Source organism: Mesorhizobium sp. M0292 (assembly GCF_040321695.1).
In the GTDB taxonomy this organism is placed as follows: domain Bacteria; phylum Pseudomonadota; class Alphaproteobacteria; order Rhizobiales; family Rhizobiaceae; genus Mesorhizobium.
This window is the reverse complement of record NZ_JAMYSB010000012.1, coordinates 115,125-135,333: the sequence shown is the minus strand read 5'-3', so window position 1 is coordinate 135,333 and position 20,209 is coordinate 115,125. Positions and strand designations below refer to the sequence as shown.

Genomic DNA, 20,209 nt, shown 5'->3' with positions numbered 1-20,209 from the left:
GCCCGCGCCAAGGTTTGCATCGTAAAATCTAACTTGTCAAACGCGATTTATCGGTTAGATTTCTGATATGACAGTATCTTGGAGCCCACATCGCTTCACCGGCGGCATTCTTGCGCTCGATACGGCCAACACCGTGGTGTTGCGCAACGATCCGGAAAAGACTTTCGACCGTTTTGCCGATCCGGCCGAGATCGCGCGCTTCGCCAACGCCGCAACCGGCTTTCGCGGTGCCGAGCTTGGCGGCAGACCGCTAGAGGCGACCTCGCCGGACAGCATCGCGCCGGTGGTGCTGGCGATCCGCGAGACGACCGACCGCCTGTTTCGCGGCGCGGTGTCGAAAGGTGCGCTTGCCGCCGGCGACCTCGCCGCTTTTCTCAAGGCCTGCGCCAACGGCCTCGATCGGAGCCCTGCCGAAATCGGCGCACCGGGTAGACCGTTCGGCGATCCATCGACGCCGATCGCGTTCGAGGCGGCGCTGGCGGTTTCGGCCTTGTCGCTGCTGCGCGACGACACGGTCGCCAGGCTCAGGATCTGTCCCAATTGCAGCTGGCTGTTTCTCGACAGGAGCCGCAATTCCAGCCGCCTTTGGTGCGATATGGCTGTGTGCGGCAACCGCCAGAAAGCAAGCCGTCACTATCGCCGCCGCACGGCGGCACATGAGGTCAACAATGCTTAGGGTTGTTTTTCGTTCAATCCTTGTCGGTGCTGCGCTCATTGCAGCCGTTGCGCTTGGCGCCTGCCGCGACACCGGCGGCGACGGCAAGCTGTTCGAGGTTTCCGGCAAGGTCGTCGTCTTCAACTACCGTCTCGCCCGGGCGACCTATGTCGTGACGCTGCGGCCCCTGCAGCCGATGGGCGAAGGCCAGGTGGCGGTCGCCAGTTTCCAGAATCCGGCCGGCGGCCCTCCCCTGGTAGTCGAGCAGAAGGTCTGGCCGAAGCTCGACAAGGTCAGCCTGGAGAGCCCGGCGCTCACCTGCATCGTCAAGGACAAACCCTATGCGATCTCCATCAGCATCAGGGGTCCTGACGGCACGTTCCTGCAGAAGATCGACACGACGCTGATGTCGAGCGAGGACCAGTCGATCCTTCCCGACCGGCCGCTGGTGGTCGACCAGCTCTATACGGCCAATCCCGATCTTGCCGGCCATCCCGACGGCAAGCTGCCGGGTGAGCCGAAGCCGGATTGCTCGAAAGGCTGACGCGTCTTTGCCGGGCGCGACTGCGTGGAAATTTTCGGTCGCCGGACAACCGCCGCGGACCGATTTCGTGCCGGATACGCGACGGCAGCGGATCGTTCGTTGCGCTTTGCCTGGCACTTTCGATTTCGTTTGACCTGCCTTGCAAGCGGAGAAAGACTGCGCCATCTCACTCCTACGTTGGCTGCGCGCCCCCCGGTGCTGCCTCCGCCGAGGAAATGCCTGATGACGCTGCACGACGTCGCGCTCGACGACAAGTTCGATCTCGGTAAGGAGCGCATCTTCCTGTCCGGCGCACAGGCGGTCATCCGCATGCTTTTGATGCAGCGCGAGCGCGACCGCCGGGCCGGCCTCAACACGGCCGGCTTCGTGTCCGGTTATCGCGGCTCGCCGCTCGGCGGCCTCGATATGCAGCTGTGGCGGGCGAAAAAGCAGCTGGCGCAGGCCGACATCGTTTTCCAGCCCGGCCTCAACGAGGAGCTTGCCGCCACCGCCTGCTGGGGCTCTCAGCAGACGGAATTGCTGGGCGAAGGCAAGCATGACGGGGTATTTTCGGTCTGGTACGGCAAGGGTCCGGGCGTCGACCGCTCCGGCGACGTTTTCCGCCACGCCAACCTCGCGGGATCGTCGAAGTATGGCGGCGTGCTTGCGCTGATGGGCGACGACCATATGGCCGAATCATCGACCAATGCGCACGCCACCGAATTCCTGTTCGTCGACACCATGGTGCCGATCCTCAACCCGGCCGGCGTTCAGGAGATCATCGACTACGGCCTCTACGGCTTTGCCATGTCGCGCTTCGCCGGCACCTGGGCGGCTATCAAATGCGTCAAGGACAACATCGAATCCACGGCCTCCGTCGATGCCGCGCTCGAGCGCCTGAACATCGTCGTGCCGGAGTTCGATATGCCGCCCGGCGGCCTCAACATCCGCGATGAGATCGACATGCTCGGCCAGGAGGAGCGGCTGCATGAATACAAGCGCGCCGCTGCATCCGCCTTCATCCATGCCAACGGCCTGAACCGCATCGTCTATTCGGGCGGCCGCGCGCCGAAGCTCGGTATCATCACGCTCGGCAAGAGCTATCTCGATGTCCGCCAGGCGCTGGAAGACATCGGCATCGACGAGGCCGCCGCCGGCCGCATCGGCATCCGCCTGTTCAAGGTCGGTTGCCCATGGCCGCTCGACCTGCAGCATATCGCCGAATTCGCCCGCGGCCTCGACACCATCGTCGTCGTCGAGGAGAAGCGCTCGCTGATCGAGGTGCAACTGCGCGAAAACCTCTACGGCACCGCCACCCAGCCGATGATCGTCGGCAAGAAGGACGAGCGCGGCGACTGGCTGTTCCCGGCCAAGGGCGCGCTCGACCCCAACGAGATCGCCATTGCGCTGGGCGAGCGCATCCTGCGCACAATCGGCCCTTCGGAAGAGATCACTGCCAAGGTGGCAAAGCTGCGCCAGTTCCAGGCGATGCTTGCCGACACCAGCGATATCGGTTCGCGCACGCCGTTCTTCTGCTCCGGCTGCCCGCACAATTCCTCGACCAAGGTGCCGGTCGGCTCGATCGCCGCCGCCGGTATCGGCTGCCATTTCATGGCGCTGTGGATGGACCGCAACACGGTCGGCTTCACCGCCATGGGCGGCGAGGGCGCACAATGGGTCGGCCAGGCGCCATTCTCCAAGCGCGGCCACATTTTCCAGAATCTCGGCGACGGGACCTACAATCACTCCGGCACGCTGGCGATCCGCTTCGCGCTGTCGACCGATGCCAACATCACCTACAAGATCCTCTACAACGACGCCGTCGCCATGACCGGCGGCCAGCCGCATGAGGGCGGCCTGACTGTCGACATGATCGCCAGGCAGGTGCGCGCCGAAGGCGTCGAGCGCATCGCCATCGTCACCGACGAGCCGGACAAATATGCGGGGAAGGCCGAATTCCCCTCCGGCGCCACCATCCACCACCGCGACGACCTCGACCTCGTCCAGCGCGAGCTGCGCGACGTCAAGGGCGTCTCGGTGCTGCTCTACGACCAGACCTGCGCCGCCGAAAAGCGCCGCCGCCGCAAGCGCGGCACCTTCCCGGATCCCGACAAGCGGGTCTTCATCAACGAACTGGTCTGCGAGGGCTGCGGCGATTGCGGGGTGCAATCGAACTGCGTCTCGATCCAGCCGGTCGAAACCGAGTTCGGCCGCAAGCGCAGAATAGACCAGTCGAGCTGCAATAAGGACTTCTCCTGCGTCAACGGCTTCTGCCCGTCCTTCGTCACCGTGCACGGCGCCAAGATCAGGAAGGCCGAAGGCATTGCCGGGCGCTCCGACCCGCTTGACGGCGTGCCGGTGCCAGCCGAATTCCCGCTCGGTAGCGAGGGTTGGGCGGCGATCATCGACGGCGTCGGCGGCACCGGCGTCGTCACCATAGGTGCTGTGCTCGGCATGGCCGCCCATCTCGAGGACAAGGGCTGCGGCATGATCGACATGGCCGGCCTCGCCCAGAAGGGCGGCTCGGTGTTCACCCATGTCCGCATCGCCCGCACCCCGGACGACATCCACGCGATCCGCGTTTCGGCCGGCAAGGCGGACCTGGTGCTCGGCTGCGACCTCGTCGTCTCGGGCGCCAAGAAGGTGCTTGGCGCGGTACGCGAAGGCCATACCATCTTCCTCGCCAACACCGCCGAGATCATGCCTGGCGAGTTCGCCCGTTCGGCCGATTTCTCGCTGCCGATCGAGCGCCTGAAGAAGGCGATCCGTGCTGCCGCCGGCGAAGACAAGACCCATTTCTTCGACGCCACGCGCACCGCCACCCAATTGTTCGGCAATTCGCTCGGCGCCAACATGTTCATGCTCGGCTTCGCTTTCCAGCATGGCGGGCTGCCGCTGTCCGCGCAAGCCGTTGAAAGAGCGATTGAATTGAATGGCGAGGCGGTGGCGATGAACATCGCCGCCTTCCGCTGGGGCCGGCGCGCCGCGCATCAGCCGGAGTTTGTGCGCGGCCTCATCGCGCAACCGAGCAAGCCCACTGAGATCGCCGAGACGCTGGACGATATCATCGCCCGCCGCGTCGCTTTCCTCTCTGCCTATCAGAATGCCGCCTATGGCAGGCGCTATGTCGAGCGGCTGGCGGTCCTGCGTGCCGCCGAGGCAAAGGCCGTGCCCGGCTCGACCGCGGTGACCGAGGCAGCCGCCAAAAATCTGTTCAAGCTGATGGCGATCAAGGACGAATATGAGGTGGCGCGGCTCTACACTGACGGCTCCTTCGCTATGGAGCTGTCAAAACAGTTCCAGAGCTACGAAAAGCTCGAATTTCATCTGGCGCCGCCGATCATGGGCAGGCGCGGCAATGACGGCAAGCCGAGGAAATCGAGCTTCGGCCCGTGGATGATGAAGGGTTTTCGCCTGCTGGCGGCGCTGAAAAGCCTGCGCGGCACGGCCTTCGACGTGTTCGGCTACAGCGCCGAGCGGCGCATGGAGCGGCAGCTTCTGGCCCGCTATGAGGCCGATCTGGAGCTTGTCGCCAAAGCACTTGCGCCAGGCAGGATCGAGGCCGCCATCGCCCTTGTCTCGGTGCCGGCGCTCATTCGCGGCTACGGCCATGTCAGGCAAGCCAGCGCCGAAAAGGCCGAGGGCGAGCGCACAAGGCTTGTCGAGCGGCTGGCCAACACGCCGGCGCGGCCTGAACTTCAGGCCGCCGAGTGATCGATACGCCTTGTTTACCTGAACACGAATTTTCGCGGTTTACGCCGATGGAGCCGACTTGACGCCAAGCGTCGAAACGGCATCTCTAAACCTTTCTTAAGGCGAATGTGACATGACTGCGGTTCGTGCGACACCGCAGGCCATGCAAGAAAACAAAGCCGCAGAGATAGGTGAGGACGTCTATGCTGGGTTCGTGCGATCGTTGTTCAACGATCCCGGGATCCTGCTGATTGGCGCATTTTGCCATGGCCTCATCGGCATTCTGGTTTATTTTACCTCGGGGCATCCGGCCTATCTTGCATTGGCCGGGCTTATGCTTGGGGCGGGGCTTTACCGTTACTACGGCATCCGCAAAGGCCTGCGCATAGGCAGTTTCGAAACTTATGAACAAGCCAAGAAGTGGGAACGCTACTACCTGGTTGGCGGCACCATCCAGGCTTTCTTCATGGGGCTTTTCTGCTTCACCTCAATCTATCTCATTCCCGATGTCTTCGGGGAAAGTGCCGCCATCGCCGTCATAATGGGCTCGACGGTGACCATTGTCGGCCGCAATTACGGCTCCAAGACCATGGTTGCGGTGCAGGCCTTCACGGTCGTGCTGCCGATCGCGGTCGGGCTGATGCTCAAGGGACATCTCGGCGATTTCATCCTCGGCCTCTACATAGTGCCGTTCATCTTCATCATCACCCGGATGGCCAGCCACGTCCGCACCGTGCTGTTCAACGCCATTTCGGAGCGCAAGACGGCCGCCAGGCTCGCCGAGCGCTTCAACCGCGCGCTCAACACCATGTCGCATGGCCTGGTCATGCTCGGCCCCGACGGCAAGGTCGTGGTCGGCAATGCCGAAGCCGCGCATCTGATGTCGCTGCGCTCTCCCGACCAACTGCTCGGGCGGTCGATCCATTCGCTGCTCCTGCGCGGCGTCGCCGGCGGCATGCTGGCGCCGAAAGACTGTCGTTATGTCGAAGCGCAGCTGACGCGCGCCTTGCGCGAGGGCCGCGACCGCAAGGTGCTGGTCTCCTTCTCCAATGGCCAGCACTACGAGTTCTCGGCCCGCGAAGGCAATCAGGACCTCGGTGTCATCACCTTCGAGGACGTCACCGCCCGTGTCGAGGCTGAGGAAAAAATCCGCTTCATGGCGCGCTATGACAGCCTTACCGGCCTGCCGAACCGCGCGTATTTCCATGAGCTGGTCGGCGAGGCCATGGCGTCGGGCAGCCGCGACCGCCTGTGTGCCCTGGCGGTGCTCGATCTCGACGATTTCAAGAGCGTCAACGACACCCTCGGCCATCCGGTCGGCGACGGACTTATCTATGCCGTTGCCGAGCGGCTGGCGGCCGTCGCCGGGCAAGGCGTCAATGTCAGCCGTTTCGGCGGCGACGAGTTCATGATCTTCTTCGACCGCGTCGAGGATGAAAGCCATCTGACGGGCCTGCTCGACCAGATCTTTGCCGATCTGCAGGGCGAGGTCGACGTCGCAGGCCACGGTCTGCGCATCCAGGCAAGCGCGGGCGCCGTGCTGTCCAGGGTCGACGACACCGATGTCGACGCCATGATCGTCAAGGCCGATCTGGCGCTCTACAAGGCCAAGGAACTCGGCAAGAACAACTGGCGGCTGTTCGAGGCAGCGATGGATGCGGCGTTCCGCAACCGCCAGCTGATGAAGGCCGACCTGCGCACGGCGGTCGAAGGCAAGGCGCTGCGGGTGGTCTATCAGCCGATCGTGGCGATGAACACCATGCGCATTGCCAGCTGCGAGGCCCTGTGCCGCTGGGATCATCCCGATCTCGGGCCGGTTTCGCCCAGCATCTTCATTCCGCTGGCCGAAGAAATGGGCATCATCTCCGAGATCAGCACCTTCGTGCTCGCGGCTGCCTGCGCCGAATGCGCCAAATGGCCGGGCCAGACCAGCGTCTCGGTCAACCTTTCGGCCAAGGATTTCCGCAACCGCGACGTTGTCCAGAAGGTTCGCGACGCGCTTGCCACTTCGGGGCTCGCCGCCGGCCGCCTCGAGATCGAAGTCACCGAAACCGCGCTGCTCGACGACAAATCGCTAACGCGCCAGTATATCGAGGAACTGAAGCAGCTTGGCGTGCGCATTGCGCTCGACGATTTCGGCACCGGCTATTCAAGCCTGAGCTACCTCCACAAGCTGCCGCTCGACAAGATCAAGATCGACCGTTCGTTCCTGATGGACGTGACCCAGAACAAGCGTTCGCTCGACTTGTTGAAGGGCATCGTCGACCTGACTCGCGTGCTCGGGCTGACCGTCACCATCGAAGGTGTGGAAACCTTCGAACAGCTGAAGATCCTGGTGCATTCGGTCAAGCCGGACCTCGTCCAGGGCTTCCTGTTTGGCGCAGCACTCAGTGCCTCGGGCATAGAGACCATGTCCAACGTGACCTGGCCTTTCGCCGCCGAGCTGCGGCCGGCGGCAAAACTCGCCACGCCCTGACCCCGTCATTAAATTGCGCTTGAAAAGCCCGTCTAAAAAGCGTTGTATTGTCTAGACGTTAACTGATTGTTAAGGTTAATGATCGGTAAACACAGACGATTAGAGTTTCATCTTCTTGTTCCTTCGGTCGTCCGGTATTGTTCTCCTGCGGCGGTACGAGGGGAAGTAATGGACACGCATCAGTCAGGTGTGCTTTCGGGTGCGGCAGTCAAATCTGGCCCGCCTTCCCTGTTCGCCCGCAACGTCCTCGACGTCCTCGAGCGTGTCGAATACCGGCGCTGCGAAAGCGGCGAGGATCTCGAAGCGGTCTACCGGCTGCGCTACAAGGCCTTTCATACACACGGCCTGCTTGACACCATTACCGAACAGAAGCTCGTCGATCCCCTTGACGAAGTGCGCAATTGCTACTGTTTCGGCGTCTTCATGGATGGCGAGCTGGTCAGCACCGTCAGGCTCCACCATTTGACCCGTGAGACCCCCGAAGCGCCGATCATGACCGTTTTCGGCGACCGGCTGCTGCTGCGGCTGGCGCGCGGTGAAACCTTCATCGACCCGAGCCGGTTGGCGATCGATCCGCAAATGTCGTCGGCCAACCGCGCCCTGCCCTATGTCACGCTGCGGCTCGCGGTTATCGCCAACACCTTCTTCAACGCCACCAGCTGCATTTCGATGATCCGCGAGGAGCACACGGCCTTCTACCATCGCATCTTCGGATCGGTGCAGGTCGGCGAGCCGCGCCTCTACCCGCCCTTCACCATGCCGATCTTCTTCTATGAATCGATCTGCGAGCAGAACATGGCCCCGACGCTGGAGCGCTTTCCCTTCTTCCAGTCGACGGCGCTGGAGCGGCGTATGCTGTTTGCCAAGGCGCCGGCCGGCGAGCTCGCGCCGCTGACCATCCTGCCCACCGCTAAATATTTTCGCGAAGCAGCGTAATGTCGGCAAAGCCGGCGCACTTTAGCGCCCGGTGCGAGGAGCTTTCCGGCCGCTTCGGCGTTCTGGACGTCACGACGCCGACGCGGCCATAGAAAGGAACCGACATGCATATTCCCGAGCTAGCACTGACCCCGCTGATCTCGCTGATTGCCGGCGTGCTGATCCTGGTGATGCCGCGGCTGCTCAACTACATCGTCGCGCTCTATCTGATCGTCATTGGGCTGCTCGGGCTGTTTCCGCATCTAGCCGGTTGAAACGCAAAATCCTCAACCTTCGACGCCAGGCCGGCGACAAGCCCATACCGCCGGCTTTCAACATTCCTTTGAGGCTGTTGTCACTGGTCGTGCGGCAATAGCGCCATTGCTCTTGGCCCGGCTTTTCGCTATGTGCCTCAAAGATGTCTTCGAAGGGGTATTCCTATGGCTGATCACACGCCGACCGGTCCTGTCGAACTGGGCGCGAAGATGGACTATGCCGAACATGACCGCACCTATCATGGCTTTCTGGCGCTGGCCAAATACGGCTCGCTGTTCTGCGGCGCCCTGCTCCTGGCCATGGCTTTCGGCTTCTTCGCAGGCGGCTTCTTCTCCGCGACCATCCTGTTCGTGCTGATCCTCGCCCTCGGCGCCTTCATTCTCCGATAGTCTATACAGACCCCTTGCCAGGGCGTAGCCGGATATCCGGCCGCACTCTTGCGCAAACAGGTTCCAGCCGAAAGGATCATGCGGTGGGACAGACGGTTTTCATCCCTCGCGAGCTCGATGCCAGCGAGCCTCGTGTCGCGGCCTCGCCCGATACCGTGAAGCGGCTGGCGGCGCTGGGCTTCGACGTCACCGTCGAGACGGGCGCCGGCACCAGGTCGCGCATTCCCGATGAGGAGTTCGCCAAGGCGGGTGCCGCGATCGGCAAGGCTTCGGATGCGAGACGGGCGGATGTGGTGCTGAAGGTGCGCCGGCCGACCGACGCCGAGCTGAAGGGCTACAAATCGGGTGCGGCGGTCATCGCCATCATGGATCCCTACGGCAATGATGCCGCGGTCGCGGCGCTTGCCGAGGCTGGGGTCACCGCCTTCTCGATGGAATTCATGCCGCGCATCACCCGCGCCCAGTCGATGGATGTGCTGTCGTCGCAGGCCAATCTCGCCGGCTACCAGGCCGTGATTGACGGCGCATCGGAGTATGACCGCGCGCTGCCGATGATGATGACTGCGGCCGGCACCGTGCCGGCGGCGAAGATCTTCATCATGGGCGTCGGCGTTGCCGGCCTGCAGGCGATCGCCACGGCGCGCCGTCTCGGCGCTGTCGTCACCGCCACGGACGTTCGTCCCGCCGCCAAGGAACAGGTGGCGTCGCTTGGCGCAAAGTTCCTCGCCGTCGAGGACGAGGAGTTCAAGGCGGCCGAGACCGCCGGCGGCTACGCCAAGGAAATGTCGAAGGAGTACCAGGCGAAGCAGGCAGCGCTCACCGCTGAGCACATCGCCAAGCAGGACATCGTCATCACCACGGCGCTGATCCCCGGCCGGCCGGCGCCGAAGCTGGTGTCGGCGGCGATGGTCGCCTCGATGAAGCCGGGTTCGGTGATCGTCGACCTCGCCGTCGAGCGCGGCGGCAATGTCGAAGGCGCGGTTGCGGGTCAGGTGGTGACGACGGCCAACAACGTTAAGATCGTCGGCCACCTCAACGTGCCCGGCCGCGTCGCCGCATCGGCCTCGCTGCTCTACGCCAGGAACCTGTTCGCCTTCCTCGAGACGCTGGTCGACAAGACCAGCAAGACGCTCGCCATCAACCGCGAAGACGATCTGGTCAAGGCGACGATGCTGACCGACGCTGGCCGCGTGGTGCATCCGGCCTTCGCCAAGGCGGCGGAACAGCCCCATATCGAACCGGCGGCCATTCCGGCCGAGACCATGGTGGCTGATGCCACGCCGAAGAAGGCTGCACCGAAAAAGGCGTCCGACAAAGCCACTGCCGGCAAGTCCGCCGCCAAGCCGAAGGGGATCGCGTGATGGATCAGACCTTGCAGAAAGCCCTCGATCAGCTCGACCAGGCAAGTGCCGCCGTCCGGCTGGCTGTGCAGAACCTGGCCAACGCGCCCGGTGGCGCCGATGCGGCGGGCGATGCCGCGCACGCACTGTCCGGCGGCGCCATCGATCCCTTCGTCTTCCGCTTCGCCATCTTCGTACTTGCGATATTCGTCGGATACTACGTCGTCTGGTCGGTGACGCCGGCGCTGCACACGCCGCTGATGGCGGTCACCAACGCCATCTCCTCGGTCATCGTCGTCGGCGCGCTGCTGGCCGTCGGCATCTCGGCCTCCGGCATTGCCACCGGCTTCGGCTTCGTCGCGCTGATGCTGGTCTCGGTCAACATCTTTGGCGGCTTCCTGGTCACCCAGCGCATGCTGGCCATGTACAAGAAGAAGGACCGGTAGAGAGCCATGAACGCCAACTTCGCGTCCTTCCTCTACCTGGTCTCCGGCGTCCTGTTCATCATGGCGCTGCGCGGCCTGTCGCATCCGACCACCAGCCGCCAAGGCAATCTCTACGGCATGATCGGCATGGGCATTGCCATTGCCACCACGCTGGCGCTGGCGACTCCGTCCGCCGGGCGCTTCGGCCTGATCGTGCTTGGTCTGGCCATCGGCGGCGGCGTCGGCGCCGTTACAGCGCGCCGCATCGCCATGACTTCGATGCCGCAGCTGGTCGCCGCCTTCCACTCGCTGGTCGGCCTTGCCGCCGTCATGGTAGCGGCAGCCGCCATCTACGCGCCGGAAAGTTTCGGCATCGGCACGAATGGCGACATCCACGCCCAGGCGTTGATCGAGATGAGCCTTGGCGTTGCCATCGGCGCCATCACCTTCACCGGCTCCGTCATCGCCTTCCTCAAGCTCGATGGCCGCATGTCGGGCAAGCCGATCATGATCGGCGGCCGTCACATCATCAACGCGGTCCTCGGCATCGCGCTGATCGTGCTGATCGTGCTTCTGGTCACCACCGAGGCCAAGCTGGTGTTCTGGCTGATCGTCGCGGCGTCGCTGGCGCTCGGCGTCCTCTTGATCATCCCGATCGGCGGCGCCGACATGCCGGTCGTCGTCTCGATGCTGAATTCCTATTCCGGCTGGGCCGCCGCGGCACTCGGCTTCACGCTTGGCAATCTGGCGTTGATCATCACCGGCGCGCTGGTCGGCTCGTCCGGCGCCATCCTGTCCTACATCATGTGCAAGGGCATGAACCGGTCGTTCATCTCGGTCATCCTCGGCGGCTTCGGCGGCGAGACCGCGGCGGTTGCCGATGACGGCATCGAACGCACGGTCAAGCAGGGCTCGGCCGACGACGCTGCCTATCTGATGATGAACGCACAGAAGGTCATCATCGTGCCGGGCTACGGCATGGCGGTCGCCCAGGCCCAGCACGCGCTGCGCGAAATGGCCGACAAGCTCAAGGCCAATGGCGTGGATGTCAAATACGCCATCCACCCCGTGGCCGGCCGCATGCCCGGCCACATGAACGTGCTGCTCGCCGAAGCCAATGTTCCCTATGACGAAGTGTTCGAACTGGAAGACATCAACTCCGAGTTCGCGCAGGCCGATGTCGCCTATGTCATCGGCGCCAATGACGTCACCAATCCGTCCGCCCGCGACGACAAGTCGTCGCCGATCTACGGTATGCCGATCCTCGACGTCGACAAGGCCCGCACCTGCCTGTTCGTCAAGCGCTCGCTCGGCTCGGGCTACGCCGGCATCGACAACACGCTGTTCTACAAGGACGGCACCATGATGCTGCTCGGCGACGCCAAGAAGATGACCGAGGAAATCGTCAAGGCCATGGATCACTAAGCCGCCGCAACCTTCCACTGGAAGGTTGTCGGTCCATCATCGGAAACAAAAAAGCCCGGTTCGACCGGGCTTTTTGATGTTGAAGACCGGTTCAGCGGCTGGTCAGGAAAACCGCTTCCTCGTCGTCGCGCTGCCTGCCGCCCAGGGCTGCCGCAGCGCTGGCGATGAAGGCGCCGATAACCAGCGACAGGGCGCCAAGCAGGGCGAAGGTGGCGCTGCCTTTCCGCGCGGCGTCGGCGGCCTGCTTTGCCTTGACCTTGGCGTCCTCGACCCTGGCCACCAGGGCGTCGACACGCGCCTTGGCGTCGGCCTCGGAAAGCCCGGTGCGGGCGGCGACCAGCTGCGACAGATAGGTCTTGTCGTCAGCCGAAACTTCGCCTGCCGCCGCACTGGCGACGAGGATGCGCGAAGCCTGCCCGGCCGCAGCCGCATCGCTGTCCGGATTGGCCGCCGCGAGCCTGGCGGCATCAGCCGGACGGAACAGCGTATCCACGAGATAGGACGTTGCATTGTCGGCCGGTGCGCTGCCGGCATTGGCGGACGCGCCGGCCGAAGCACCCATGGCGGCGCCTGAGGCAACAGTAGAAGCCGCCTGCACGCCTGAACCAAGCACTGCCGACAGCGCCGACCCGAGAATGCCGACGACCAGCAATGTCGCCAGCGCCCAGGCGAGGAGGCCGTGCGCGGTGTCACGGAAATAGACCTCGTCGGTGTGGATGCCGACCCATTTGGTGCGCAGGCGTCCGGCAAGATAGCCACCGACCCCGGAGGACAGCCATTGCACGATGATGAGCCAGATGGCGCCGGACACCGCGAAGGTGGTCAGCGAGGCACTGGCGCCGGACCACGGCGAGACCATGGTCAGCCCCAGCCCCGAACCGAGCAGCATGAGGATGAAGGTCAGCGTCGAGGCCGCGAAGGCGCCGGCGATGATCGGACCCCAGCTGACGGCCGGGGCGGAGGATTCCGTTGAGGCGGATACGTCGACAGCCGATACGGTGGACTGCATCGACGCCTCCTACCGTACGAACAGCATGATGAGAATGATGATCGGGATCGGAATACCGAGCAACCAGAGCAAAATACCGCGTCCCATAAAGAGCCTCCCTGCGAGAAATTGATCGATGTCGTCACAATGTTCCTGAGCGATTTCCGTTCCGAAGGGCAATGAAATGATTTGCTTGCCGGGAACGGAACTATTTTCCGCGCGGCCCGAGGCACAACTGCGAAACTGTGGATTGGTTCACGGAGTTCCACATGGGCTGCCGTGTATTGTTGGCTCGGTGAGCCGGGGGTAGCATGAGCGATCCCGCCGTCGGATGTCGTCAACGGAGACGCTGATGCCCAAGACTGTCGCATCGCTGGCTTACAAAAAGGCGCAGCCCGGCCAGGCGGTGGTGATCGTGCACGGCATGGGCGAGCAGCGGCCGATGGGTACGCTGAGGGGATTCGTCCAGGCGGTCTGGAGCAGCGATCCCACCCGTGCTCCACCCTACGCCCAGATTCCCGATCCGGCCGTTTCCGGCGCCACGATCAACCAGAGCTGGATCACGCCCGACAGCCGGACCAAGTCACACGAGCTGCGCCGCATCACCACGCCCTACGACGTCGATGGCCGCCGTACCGATTTCTACGAGCTTTATTGGGCCGACATCACGCAAGGCACGACGCGCGGCCGGCTGGCCGCCTGGGTGACGAACCTGTTGTGGCGCAAGCCCGCCGACATTCCGCTCGACGCCCGCAAGCTTTACGTCGCCACACTTCTGATCGTTATCGTCATTCTGGGCGCAGCACTCGTGCTGGCAACATCGGTCTGGCAACAGGCCGTTACCTTGACGACCGGCCTGATGATCACCACCCTCGCTTCTTTTGTCATCTGGGCGGTGGATCAGTTCGCCCTGCCCTATTTCGGTGACGTCGCCGCTTATGTGCGCGCCGAGGCGGCGACGATCGAGAAGCGTGCGCTGATCCGCGACAGAGGCCTGACGTTGCTCAAGACGCTGATGAAGGACGATGCTTACGACCGCATCGTGCTGGTCTCGCACAGCCTTGGGTCGATCATCGCCTATGATTTGCTGCAGATCCTGTGGGCCGAGTTCCGGCCGCGAAGGCTGGAAGCGGTCCGCGACAAGGCCAAACTGGCGGCGGTCGAGGCCGTCGACAAGGCAACGCTCGGCTCTGATGGGTCAGCGTGGCCAAAGAACCTTGAAGACCTCGCCGGATTCCGGCGCGGTCAATGGGCGCTCTACCAGCAGCTTCGGACCAAGGACGCCGACCACCCGCTGCCCTGGAAGATCAGCGATTTCGTCACGCTTGGCAGTCCGCTCTCCCACAGCGAATTCCTGGTGACCTACAATCTCGCGGAATTCAGGCGTGGCCTTGCCGAGCGCCTGTTCTCGGCTTGCCCGCCGATTGCCGATGACGGGCGCCCCGGCGGCACCGTGCTTTACCGGGAAGGACACAGCCAAGGCAAGGCGCAGCGCGCGGTGCATCATGGCGCGGTGTTTGCGGCAACGCGCTGGACGAACGTCTACGACCGCGGCAATGGCTGGGCGACAGGCGATCCGATTTCCGGTCCGATGACGGAAAACTTCGGCCCCGGTGTGGAGAACATCCAGATCGAGCTTCGCAGCTCACTTGGCCGTATCTTCACCCACACGCTTTATTGGTCATCGACGGCAAACGGCGTCGAAATCGCCCTGCCGGCGGGCACCGCGCCGCGCTCGCATCTGCAAGTGCTGCGCGACGCGGTGGACCTTGGTCGGAAGCTGGAGCCAAAGGCCTGACCCGGAGTGGAGCTCCGGCGGCAAGGCCCCCAGCCCTCAAATGTCCAGATTGGCAACTGACAGCGCGTTGTCCTGGATGAATTCGCGCCGCGGTTCGACCTCGTCGCCCATCAGCCGCGAAAACAGCGAATCCGCATCGGTGGCGTCATTGACCTTGACCTGCAGCAGCGAACGCACATTCGGGTCGAGCGTGGTTTCCCAGAGCTGCTCGGCATTCATCTCGCCGAGGCCCTTGTAGCGCTGCATGGTCAGGCCCTTGCGGCCGGTCGCAAACACCGCGTTGAGCAGCGCCAGCGGCCCCGAAATGGTTTCGGAGACATCCTTGCGGCGCAGCACCGGCGGCTCGCCATAGACTTCCATGAGGCGCGGGGCATAGCGGTCGAGCTGGCGTGCGTCGGCCGAATTTATCAGCCCGGCATCGAGCTGCGCGAATTCCTTGACGCTGCGCACCGTGCGTTCGAACACATAGCCGCCGACGCCTTCATTGGAGGTCGACAGCCGGCCGGTCCAGCCGCGCTCGGTGTCCTCGGCAATGATGTCGAGGCGCTGGGCGACGCGTTCGGCCATGGCATTGGCGCGGCCGAGGTCGTTTAGCACATCGGCGTTGAGCGCGCCGGCGATCGCCGCCTGTTCGACCACGCCCCTGTTGTAGCGCGTGTGCAGCCCGTTGATGAGCTGGCGCACGGCCAGTGCATCATCGATCGAGCCGCGCAGATCCTGTCCGGCCCGCGCCTCGCCGGAGGCAAGCGTCAGCGACGCCTCCTCCAGCCCGGAGCCGATCAGGAACTCCTCGAAGGCGCTCTCGTCCTTGATGTATTGCGAGCTTTTTCCGCGCGTCACTTTGTAGAGCGGCGGCTGGGCGATGTAGAGATGGCCGCGCTCGATCAGCTCCGGCATCTGGCGGAAGAAGAAGGTGAGCAGCAAGGTCCTGATATGGGCGCCGTCGACGTCGGCGTCGGTCATCAGGATGATCTTGTGGTAGCGCAATTTGTCGGCGTTGAACTCGTCCTTGCCGATCGAGGTGCCGAGCGCGGTGATCAGCGTGCCGATCATCTCGGAGCCGAGCATGCGGTCGAAGCGCGCCCGCTCGACATTGAGTATCTTGCCGCGCAACGGCAGGATTGCCTGGTTCTGGCGCGAACGGCCGCCCTTGGCAGAGCCGCCGGCCGAGTCACCCTCGACGATGAAGATTTCGGATTTCGCCGGGTCGCGTTCCTGGCAGTCGGCAAGCTTGCCAGGCAGAGAGGTGACGCCGAGCGAGCTTTTGCGGGTGATGTCTCGGGCCTTGCGCGCGGCTTCGCGCGCCGCGGCCGCCTGGATCACCTTGTCGATGACCACCTTGCCCTCGGTCGGGTGTTCTTCCAGCCAGGTGCCAAGCGCCTCGTTGACCAGGCCTTCGACCACCGGGCGGACTTCCGACGAGACCAGCTTGTCCTTGGTCTGGGAGGAGAATTTCGGGTCGGGAACCTTGACCGACAGCACCGCCGTCAGGCCTTCGCGGCAGTCGTCGCCGATCAGCGCCACCTTTTCCTTCTTGGTCAGGCCCGACGATTCGCCATAGCCGGTGATCTGGCGCGTCAGCGCGCCACGGAAGCCGGCCAGATGGGTGCCGCCATCGCGCTGCGGGATGTTGTTGGTGAAGGCCAGCACGTTCTCGTGGTAGCTGTCGTTCCACCACATCGCCACTTCGACGGTAATGCCGTCGCGCTCGGCCTTGATGGCGATCGGCTTGTCGATCAGCGGTTTCTTGACCCGGTCGAGATATTTGACGAACTCTTCCAGGCCGCCATCATAGTGCAGTTCGTGGCGCACGAGATCGGCATGGCGGGCATCGGTCAAGATGATGCGTACGCCGGAATTCAGGAAGGCGAGTTCGCGCAGCCGGTGCTCCAGCGTGCCGAAGTCGAACTCGACCATGGTGAAGGTTTCGGACGACGGAAAGAAGGTGATCTCGGAACCGCTGCGGCCCTCATAGGTGCCGGGCTGCTTGTTCTGCTCATAGCTGCCGGTCGCCTTGAGCGGCGCATCGGCATTGCCATGCGTGAAGCTCATCTCGAAAATCTGGCCGTTGCGGCGGATTTTCAGCTTCAGCCAGGCCGACAACGCGTTGACCACCGAGACGCCGACGCCGTGCAGGCCGCCGGACACCTTGTAGGAATTCTGGTCGAATTTGCCGCCGGCATGCAGCTGCGTCATGATCACTTCGGCCGCCGAAATGCCTTCGCCAGTGTGAATATCGGTCGGAATCCCGCGGCCATTGTCGATAACGGTGACCGAACCGTCGGGATTGAGCGTCACCGTGACGAGATCGGCATGGCCGGCCAGCGCCTCGTCGATGGCGTTGTCGACCACCTCATAGACCATGTGATGCAGGCCCGAGCCGTCGTCGGTGTCGCCGATATACATGCCCGGCCGCTTGCGGACAGCGTCCAACCCCTTCAAAACCTTGATGGAATCGGCGCCGTATTCGGCCTCAGCGCCGTTGGCGTTGTCGCTTTGATCGCTCATGAAAACCTGTCTGATTGATGCCGCATGCTCAGCGCGAAAAAATGGCTTCGAATCACGCCGCTTTGATGTCCTAGATATAGGCGCAAAAGGCGGTTTTTCCAAGGTTTGCGGGCATTTCAGGGCTGAATCCCGAGCTGGCAGCCGGCTATTTTTTCGCGGCTTTCAATTTGGCCAGAAGACGGCGCAGATATTTGATCGTGGGTTTGTCCCTCGGCGCCAGTTTGCCTGTGCGGTCAAGCTCCAGCGTCAGGTCTAGCGCCTGGGACAACACAGCCTTCGGATTCTTCGCCACATAGGCATAGTTGATGTAGGCCTGTACCAGATCGAATTGCCAGATCGCATTGTCCGGATCGGACAGGGCCAACCGCTGGCGGATGGCCAGGCTGGCTTCGAAGGCCTTCTTCGAGCCATCATAGTGGCGCTGCTTGGTCTCCAGCAGGCCTATTTCCTCGAACGTGATCGACAGGTCGCGCTGCCAGTCGGAATTGCCCGGGTCGAGATTTGCCAATCGGTTGGCAATGACGAGACTGTCCTGATAGTTCTGCAAAGCACCGGCGATATTGCCCTGGGCATCAAACACGCCGGCAATTTTTTCCAAACAGACCGATAGGTCGCGCTGCCAGTCGGTGTTGCCTGGGTCGCTGGCGGCAAGGTCTCGCGCCGTGGCCCGCGCTTGCTGGTAGGCCTCCAACGCGAGTGGCCAGTCCTTCTGGTCGCCGTAAGCATTGCCGATCTTGGCGTAACCGACCGACAGGTCGCGCTTCAAATCGGTGTCGTTTGAGTCGCGGCGCACCAGCGCTTCGGCGATTATTTGGCTCTTGTTGTAGGCGTCGAGCGCGCCCGCAGCGTCGCCACGCTCGCGCAGGACGTCGCCGATCCTGGTGTAGCTCACGGAGACGGCGCGCTGATGCCTGGGGTCGTCGGGGTTGTTCTGCGCCAGCGCCAGCCGAATTCTCAGGCTCTCTTCGAATGCAGTCTGGGCGCCATCCAGCTGGCCGGCGGTGCGGGCAAGACCGCCGATTTCGTCGTAGGTAATGGTCAGGTCGCGCAGCAGATAGACGCTGTTCGGCTCCGCGTCGGCCAATTGCTGCTTGATGGACAGGCTTTGCTGGTAGGCCTGGGCTGCCGCACCCACGTCGCCTTGCGTGGCCAGCACATTGCCGATCTTATCATGGGCCATGGCGAGATCGCCGAGCCAGTCCTTCTTGTCCGGCACGTCTGTGGTCAGGCCCTGCAACATGTCCCTGGCCGCCTCATAGTTTTGCAGGGAGGCCGGCAGATCGCCTTGCGCCATCTTGATGTTGGCGAACTTGATATGGCCGATGGCCAGGTCGCGCTTGACGCTCGGATCGGTTTCCTGGCGCGCTCGCTGCTCAAGATTGGCGACCAGCGCCGCAAAGGCGCGGCCGGCGGCGTCGGTGTTGCCGACCGTTGTGTAGAGGATGCCGAGCTCTTCCAGCGTGCGGCTTTGGCGGTCGGCCTGTTCCAGGCTGAGCGAGGTCTGCCCGGCTTCGCCATAGAGCGCCAGCACCGTTTCATAGTCCTTGATGGCGGTTGCATAGTCCAGGGTGGCACGCGCCGCGCCGCCCGAGAGAAATCGCGTCGCGGCTTCGGACAGGGTGCGGCTGACGAAATTGGCCTTCAACGCCTGGCGCGAGACATTGTCGACGTCGGCGGCCTTGGCGAGGATCACGCGTGCACCATCGAAAGCGCCGAGCGCCAACTGTTCCTCGGCCTGGCGGCGCAGTTCGGTCACCTGCGGGTCGTCGGCGGCCAGCGTCTTCATCTCGCCGCGCACCTTGACGAAGGCGTCGGCCGCCTCGCGCAGCTTGGCGTCCAGGCTTTCGCCGGAGAGATGGCTGGTGTCGGAACTGATCAGCGCGCCATAGAGCGGCGCCAGCGGCATGTCGGCATCGCTGGCGACCCGCTCGACCGCGCCGCGCATTTCCGGCGTCACATCGGCCATGGCAAGCAGCAGCCGCTCGCGCTCCGGCAATTGTTCCTTGGCCGCCGAGGCGAAGAACAGCTTCGGCAGCCCGCTCTCGACGTAGGGCAGCTGTTTCCCGCGCGAAAGGTCGTAGACCTCCTGCTGCACCAGCGTCAGCACCGAGCGGATTTCGAGCCCGTCGGTGCCGAGGTATTTGGTCAGCGCCGCTGTAAAGGGCGAATTCGCACCGGTACCGTCGTCGGCAGCCGTCTCGCCGGGCGCCGCCGAAAAGGCGAACAGGATGTTTTCCGCCTTGCCGACTCGTCCGAGGCCCGGCTTGATCTTGTCCACCAGGTCCTTGATCAGCGATGTGGCGCCACGCCCGTCGCCGCTGCCGCCCGTGAACGGATCGCTGCGGCAGGCGTCGAGCACGATCAGCCCGACCTTCGCCGTGGCGGCAACCGCATCGCGCACTTCCTCCAGCGGCAGGCTGGTCTTCTCCAGCTGGTCGAGCGAGGAGGCATCGGCATCGACCGGCAGAAGACGGTTGTCGCCGGAGATTTCGACGCCATGGCCGGAGAAATACACCAGCGCCACGTCGGCGCCCTTGGCGTCCTCGCGAAAATCGTCGAGAGCCCGGCGCATGCGCCTGAGATCACGATTGGTCTCAAGCACGACTTCGAAGCCGAGCTTCTTCAGCGCCGCTTCCATCGCCTCGCCGTCATTGACCGGATTGGAGAGCTTCCGCACCAGCCGGTAGTCGTCCTCGGCAATGACCAACGCCACGCGCCGCTCCGCCACCGCTGTGGCGGTGGTCGCAAGCATCAACAGCAAGGCAAACAACAGGCGCAAATCGAACCGCCCCCGGCTC

At 63.6% G+C, this 20,209-nt stretch carries 15 protein-coding genes; 11 read left to right on the top strand and 4 right to left on the bottom strand.

The window, feature by feature from the left end:
* Positions 1–67: 67 nt before the first annotated feature.
* The 5 genes from NKI96_RS19880 (at position 68) to NKI96_RS19860 (ending at position 8,283) form a co-directional block, all read left to right on the top strand.
* Positions 68–676 carry a CGNR zinc finger domain-containing protein gene (locus NKI96_RS19880; RefSeq protein ID WP_023694705.1) on the top strand — a complete coding sequence of 203 codons (609 nt, stop codon included), beginning with the start codon at positions 68–70 and terminating at the stop codon, positions 674–676.
* Positions 669–1,199 (top strand): hypothetical protein, encoded by a 531-nt coding sequence (locus NKI96_RS19875; RefSeq protein WP_023694704.1) that lies wholly within the window; start codon positions 669–671, stop codon positions 1,197–1,199. Before NKI96_RS19880 ends, NKI96_RS19875 begins: the two co-directional genes overlap by 8 nt.
* A 222-nt stretch (positions 1,200–1,421) precedes the next feature.
* Positions 1,422–4,892: an indolepyruvate ferredoxin oxidoreductase family protein gene (locus tag NKI96_RS19870; RefSeq protein WP_352805721.1), complete on the top strand. Its 3,471-nt coding sequence runs from the start codon at positions 1,422–1,424 to the stop codon at positions 4,890–4,892.
* Between the two features lie 112 nt (positions 4,893–5,004).
* Positions 5,005–7,347, top strand: a complete 2,343-nt coding sequence (locus NKI96_RS19865) for a putative bifunctional diguanylate cyclase/phosphodiesterase (RefSeq protein ID WP_502900280.1) — start codon at positions 5,005–5,007, stop codon at positions 7,345–7,347.
* A 168-nt stretch (positions 7,348–7,515) separates the two neighbouring features.
* Positions 7,516–8,283, top strand: a complete 768-nt coding sequence (locus tag NKI96_RS19860; RefSeq protein WP_023695933.1) for an N-acyl amino acid synthase FeeM domain-containing protein — start codon at positions 7,516–7,518, stop codon at positions 8,281–8,283.
* Here NKI96_RS19860 and NKI96_RS19855 read toward each other — a convergent pair.
* On the bottom strand, positions 8,258–8,389 hold the full coding sequence (locus NKI96_RS19855; RefSeq protein ID WP_280793507.1) for a hypothetical protein: 132 nt from the start codon (positions 8,387–8,389) through the stop codon (positions 8,258–8,260). The genes NKI96_RS19860 and NKI96_RS19855 overlap by 26 nt on opposite strands.
* Between NKI96_RS19855 and NKI96_RS19850 the strand changes: the two genes are divergently transcribed.
* From NKI96_RS19850 to NKI96_RS19830, 5 genes are all read left to right on the top strand, one after another.
* A complete protein-coding gene (locus NKI96_RS19850; protein ID WP_023671341.1) occupies positions 8,388–8,537 on the top strand; it encodes a DUF3096 domain-containing protein in 150 nt (49 codons plus the stop codon). The two genes, NKI96_RS19855 and NKI96_RS19850, sit on opposite strands and share 2 nt — an antisense overlap.
* A gap of 165 nt (positions 8,538–8,702) precedes the next feature.
* A complete protein-coding gene (locus NKI96_RS19845; protein ID WP_023671340.1) occupies positions 8,703–8,927 on the top strand; it encodes an aa3-type cytochrome c oxidase subunit IV in 225 nt (74 codons plus the stop codon).
* Between the two features lie 83 nt (positions 8,928–9,010).
* Positions 9,011–10,288: a Re/Si-specific NAD(P)(+) transhydrogenase subunit alpha gene (locus tag NKI96_RS19840; protein WP_023671339.1), complete on the top strand. Its 1,278-nt coding sequence runs from the start codon at positions 9,011–9,013 to the stop codon at positions 10,286–10,288.
* Positions 10,288–10,713: a proton-translocating transhydrogenase family protein gene (locus tag NKI96_RS19835; protein ID WP_032885960.1), complete on the top strand. Its 426-nt coding sequence runs from the start codon at positions 10,288–10,290 to the stop codon at positions 10,711–10,713. Before NKI96_RS19840 ends, NKI96_RS19835 begins: the two co-directional genes overlap by 1 nt.
* Before the next feature lie 6 nt (positions 10,714–10,719).
* Complete coding sequence (locus tag NKI96_RS19830; RefSeq protein ID WP_023671337.1) at positions 10,720–12,117, top strand: NAD(P)(+) transhydrogenase (Re/Si-specific) subunit beta; 1,398 nt, start codon at positions 10,720–10,722, stop codon at positions 12,115–12,117.
* Between the two features lie 91 nt (positions 12,118–12,208).
* Here the strand turns inward: NKI96_RS19830 and NKI96_RS19825 are convergent, their stop codons facing one another.
* Positions 12,209–13,126: a hypothetical protein gene (locus NKI96_RS19825; protein WP_352805719.1), complete on the bottom strand. Its 918-nt coding sequence runs from the start codon at positions 13,124–13,126 to the stop codon at positions 12,209–12,211.
* Between the two features lie 331 nt (positions 13,127–13,457).
* Here NKI96_RS19825 and NKI96_RS19820 point away from each other — a divergent pair, with 331 nt between their 5' ends.
* A complete protein-coding gene (locus tag NKI96_RS19820; protein WP_023703663.1) occupies positions 13,458–14,903 on the top strand; it encodes a hypothetical protein in 1,446 nt (481 codons plus the stop codon).
* A gap of 36 nt (positions 14,904–14,939) precedes the next feature.
* Here NKI96_RS19820 and gyrB read toward each other — a convergent pair whose 3' ends face one another.
* Positions 14,940–17,411: a DNA topoisomerase (ATP-hydrolyzing) subunit B gene (gene gyrB / locus NKI96_RS19815; RefSeq protein WP_023671333.1), complete on the bottom strand. Its 2,472-nt coding sequence runs from the start codon at positions 17,409–17,411 to the stop codon at positions 14,940–14,942.
* Positions 17,412–17,556: 145 nt separating this feature from the next.
* Positions 17,557–20,190: a caspase family protein gene (locus NKI96_RS19810; protein WP_352535861.1), complete on the bottom strand. Its 2,634-nt coding sequence runs from the start codon at positions 20,188–20,190 to the stop codon at positions 17,557–17,559.
* Positions 20,191–20,209: the final 19 nt, after the last annotated feature.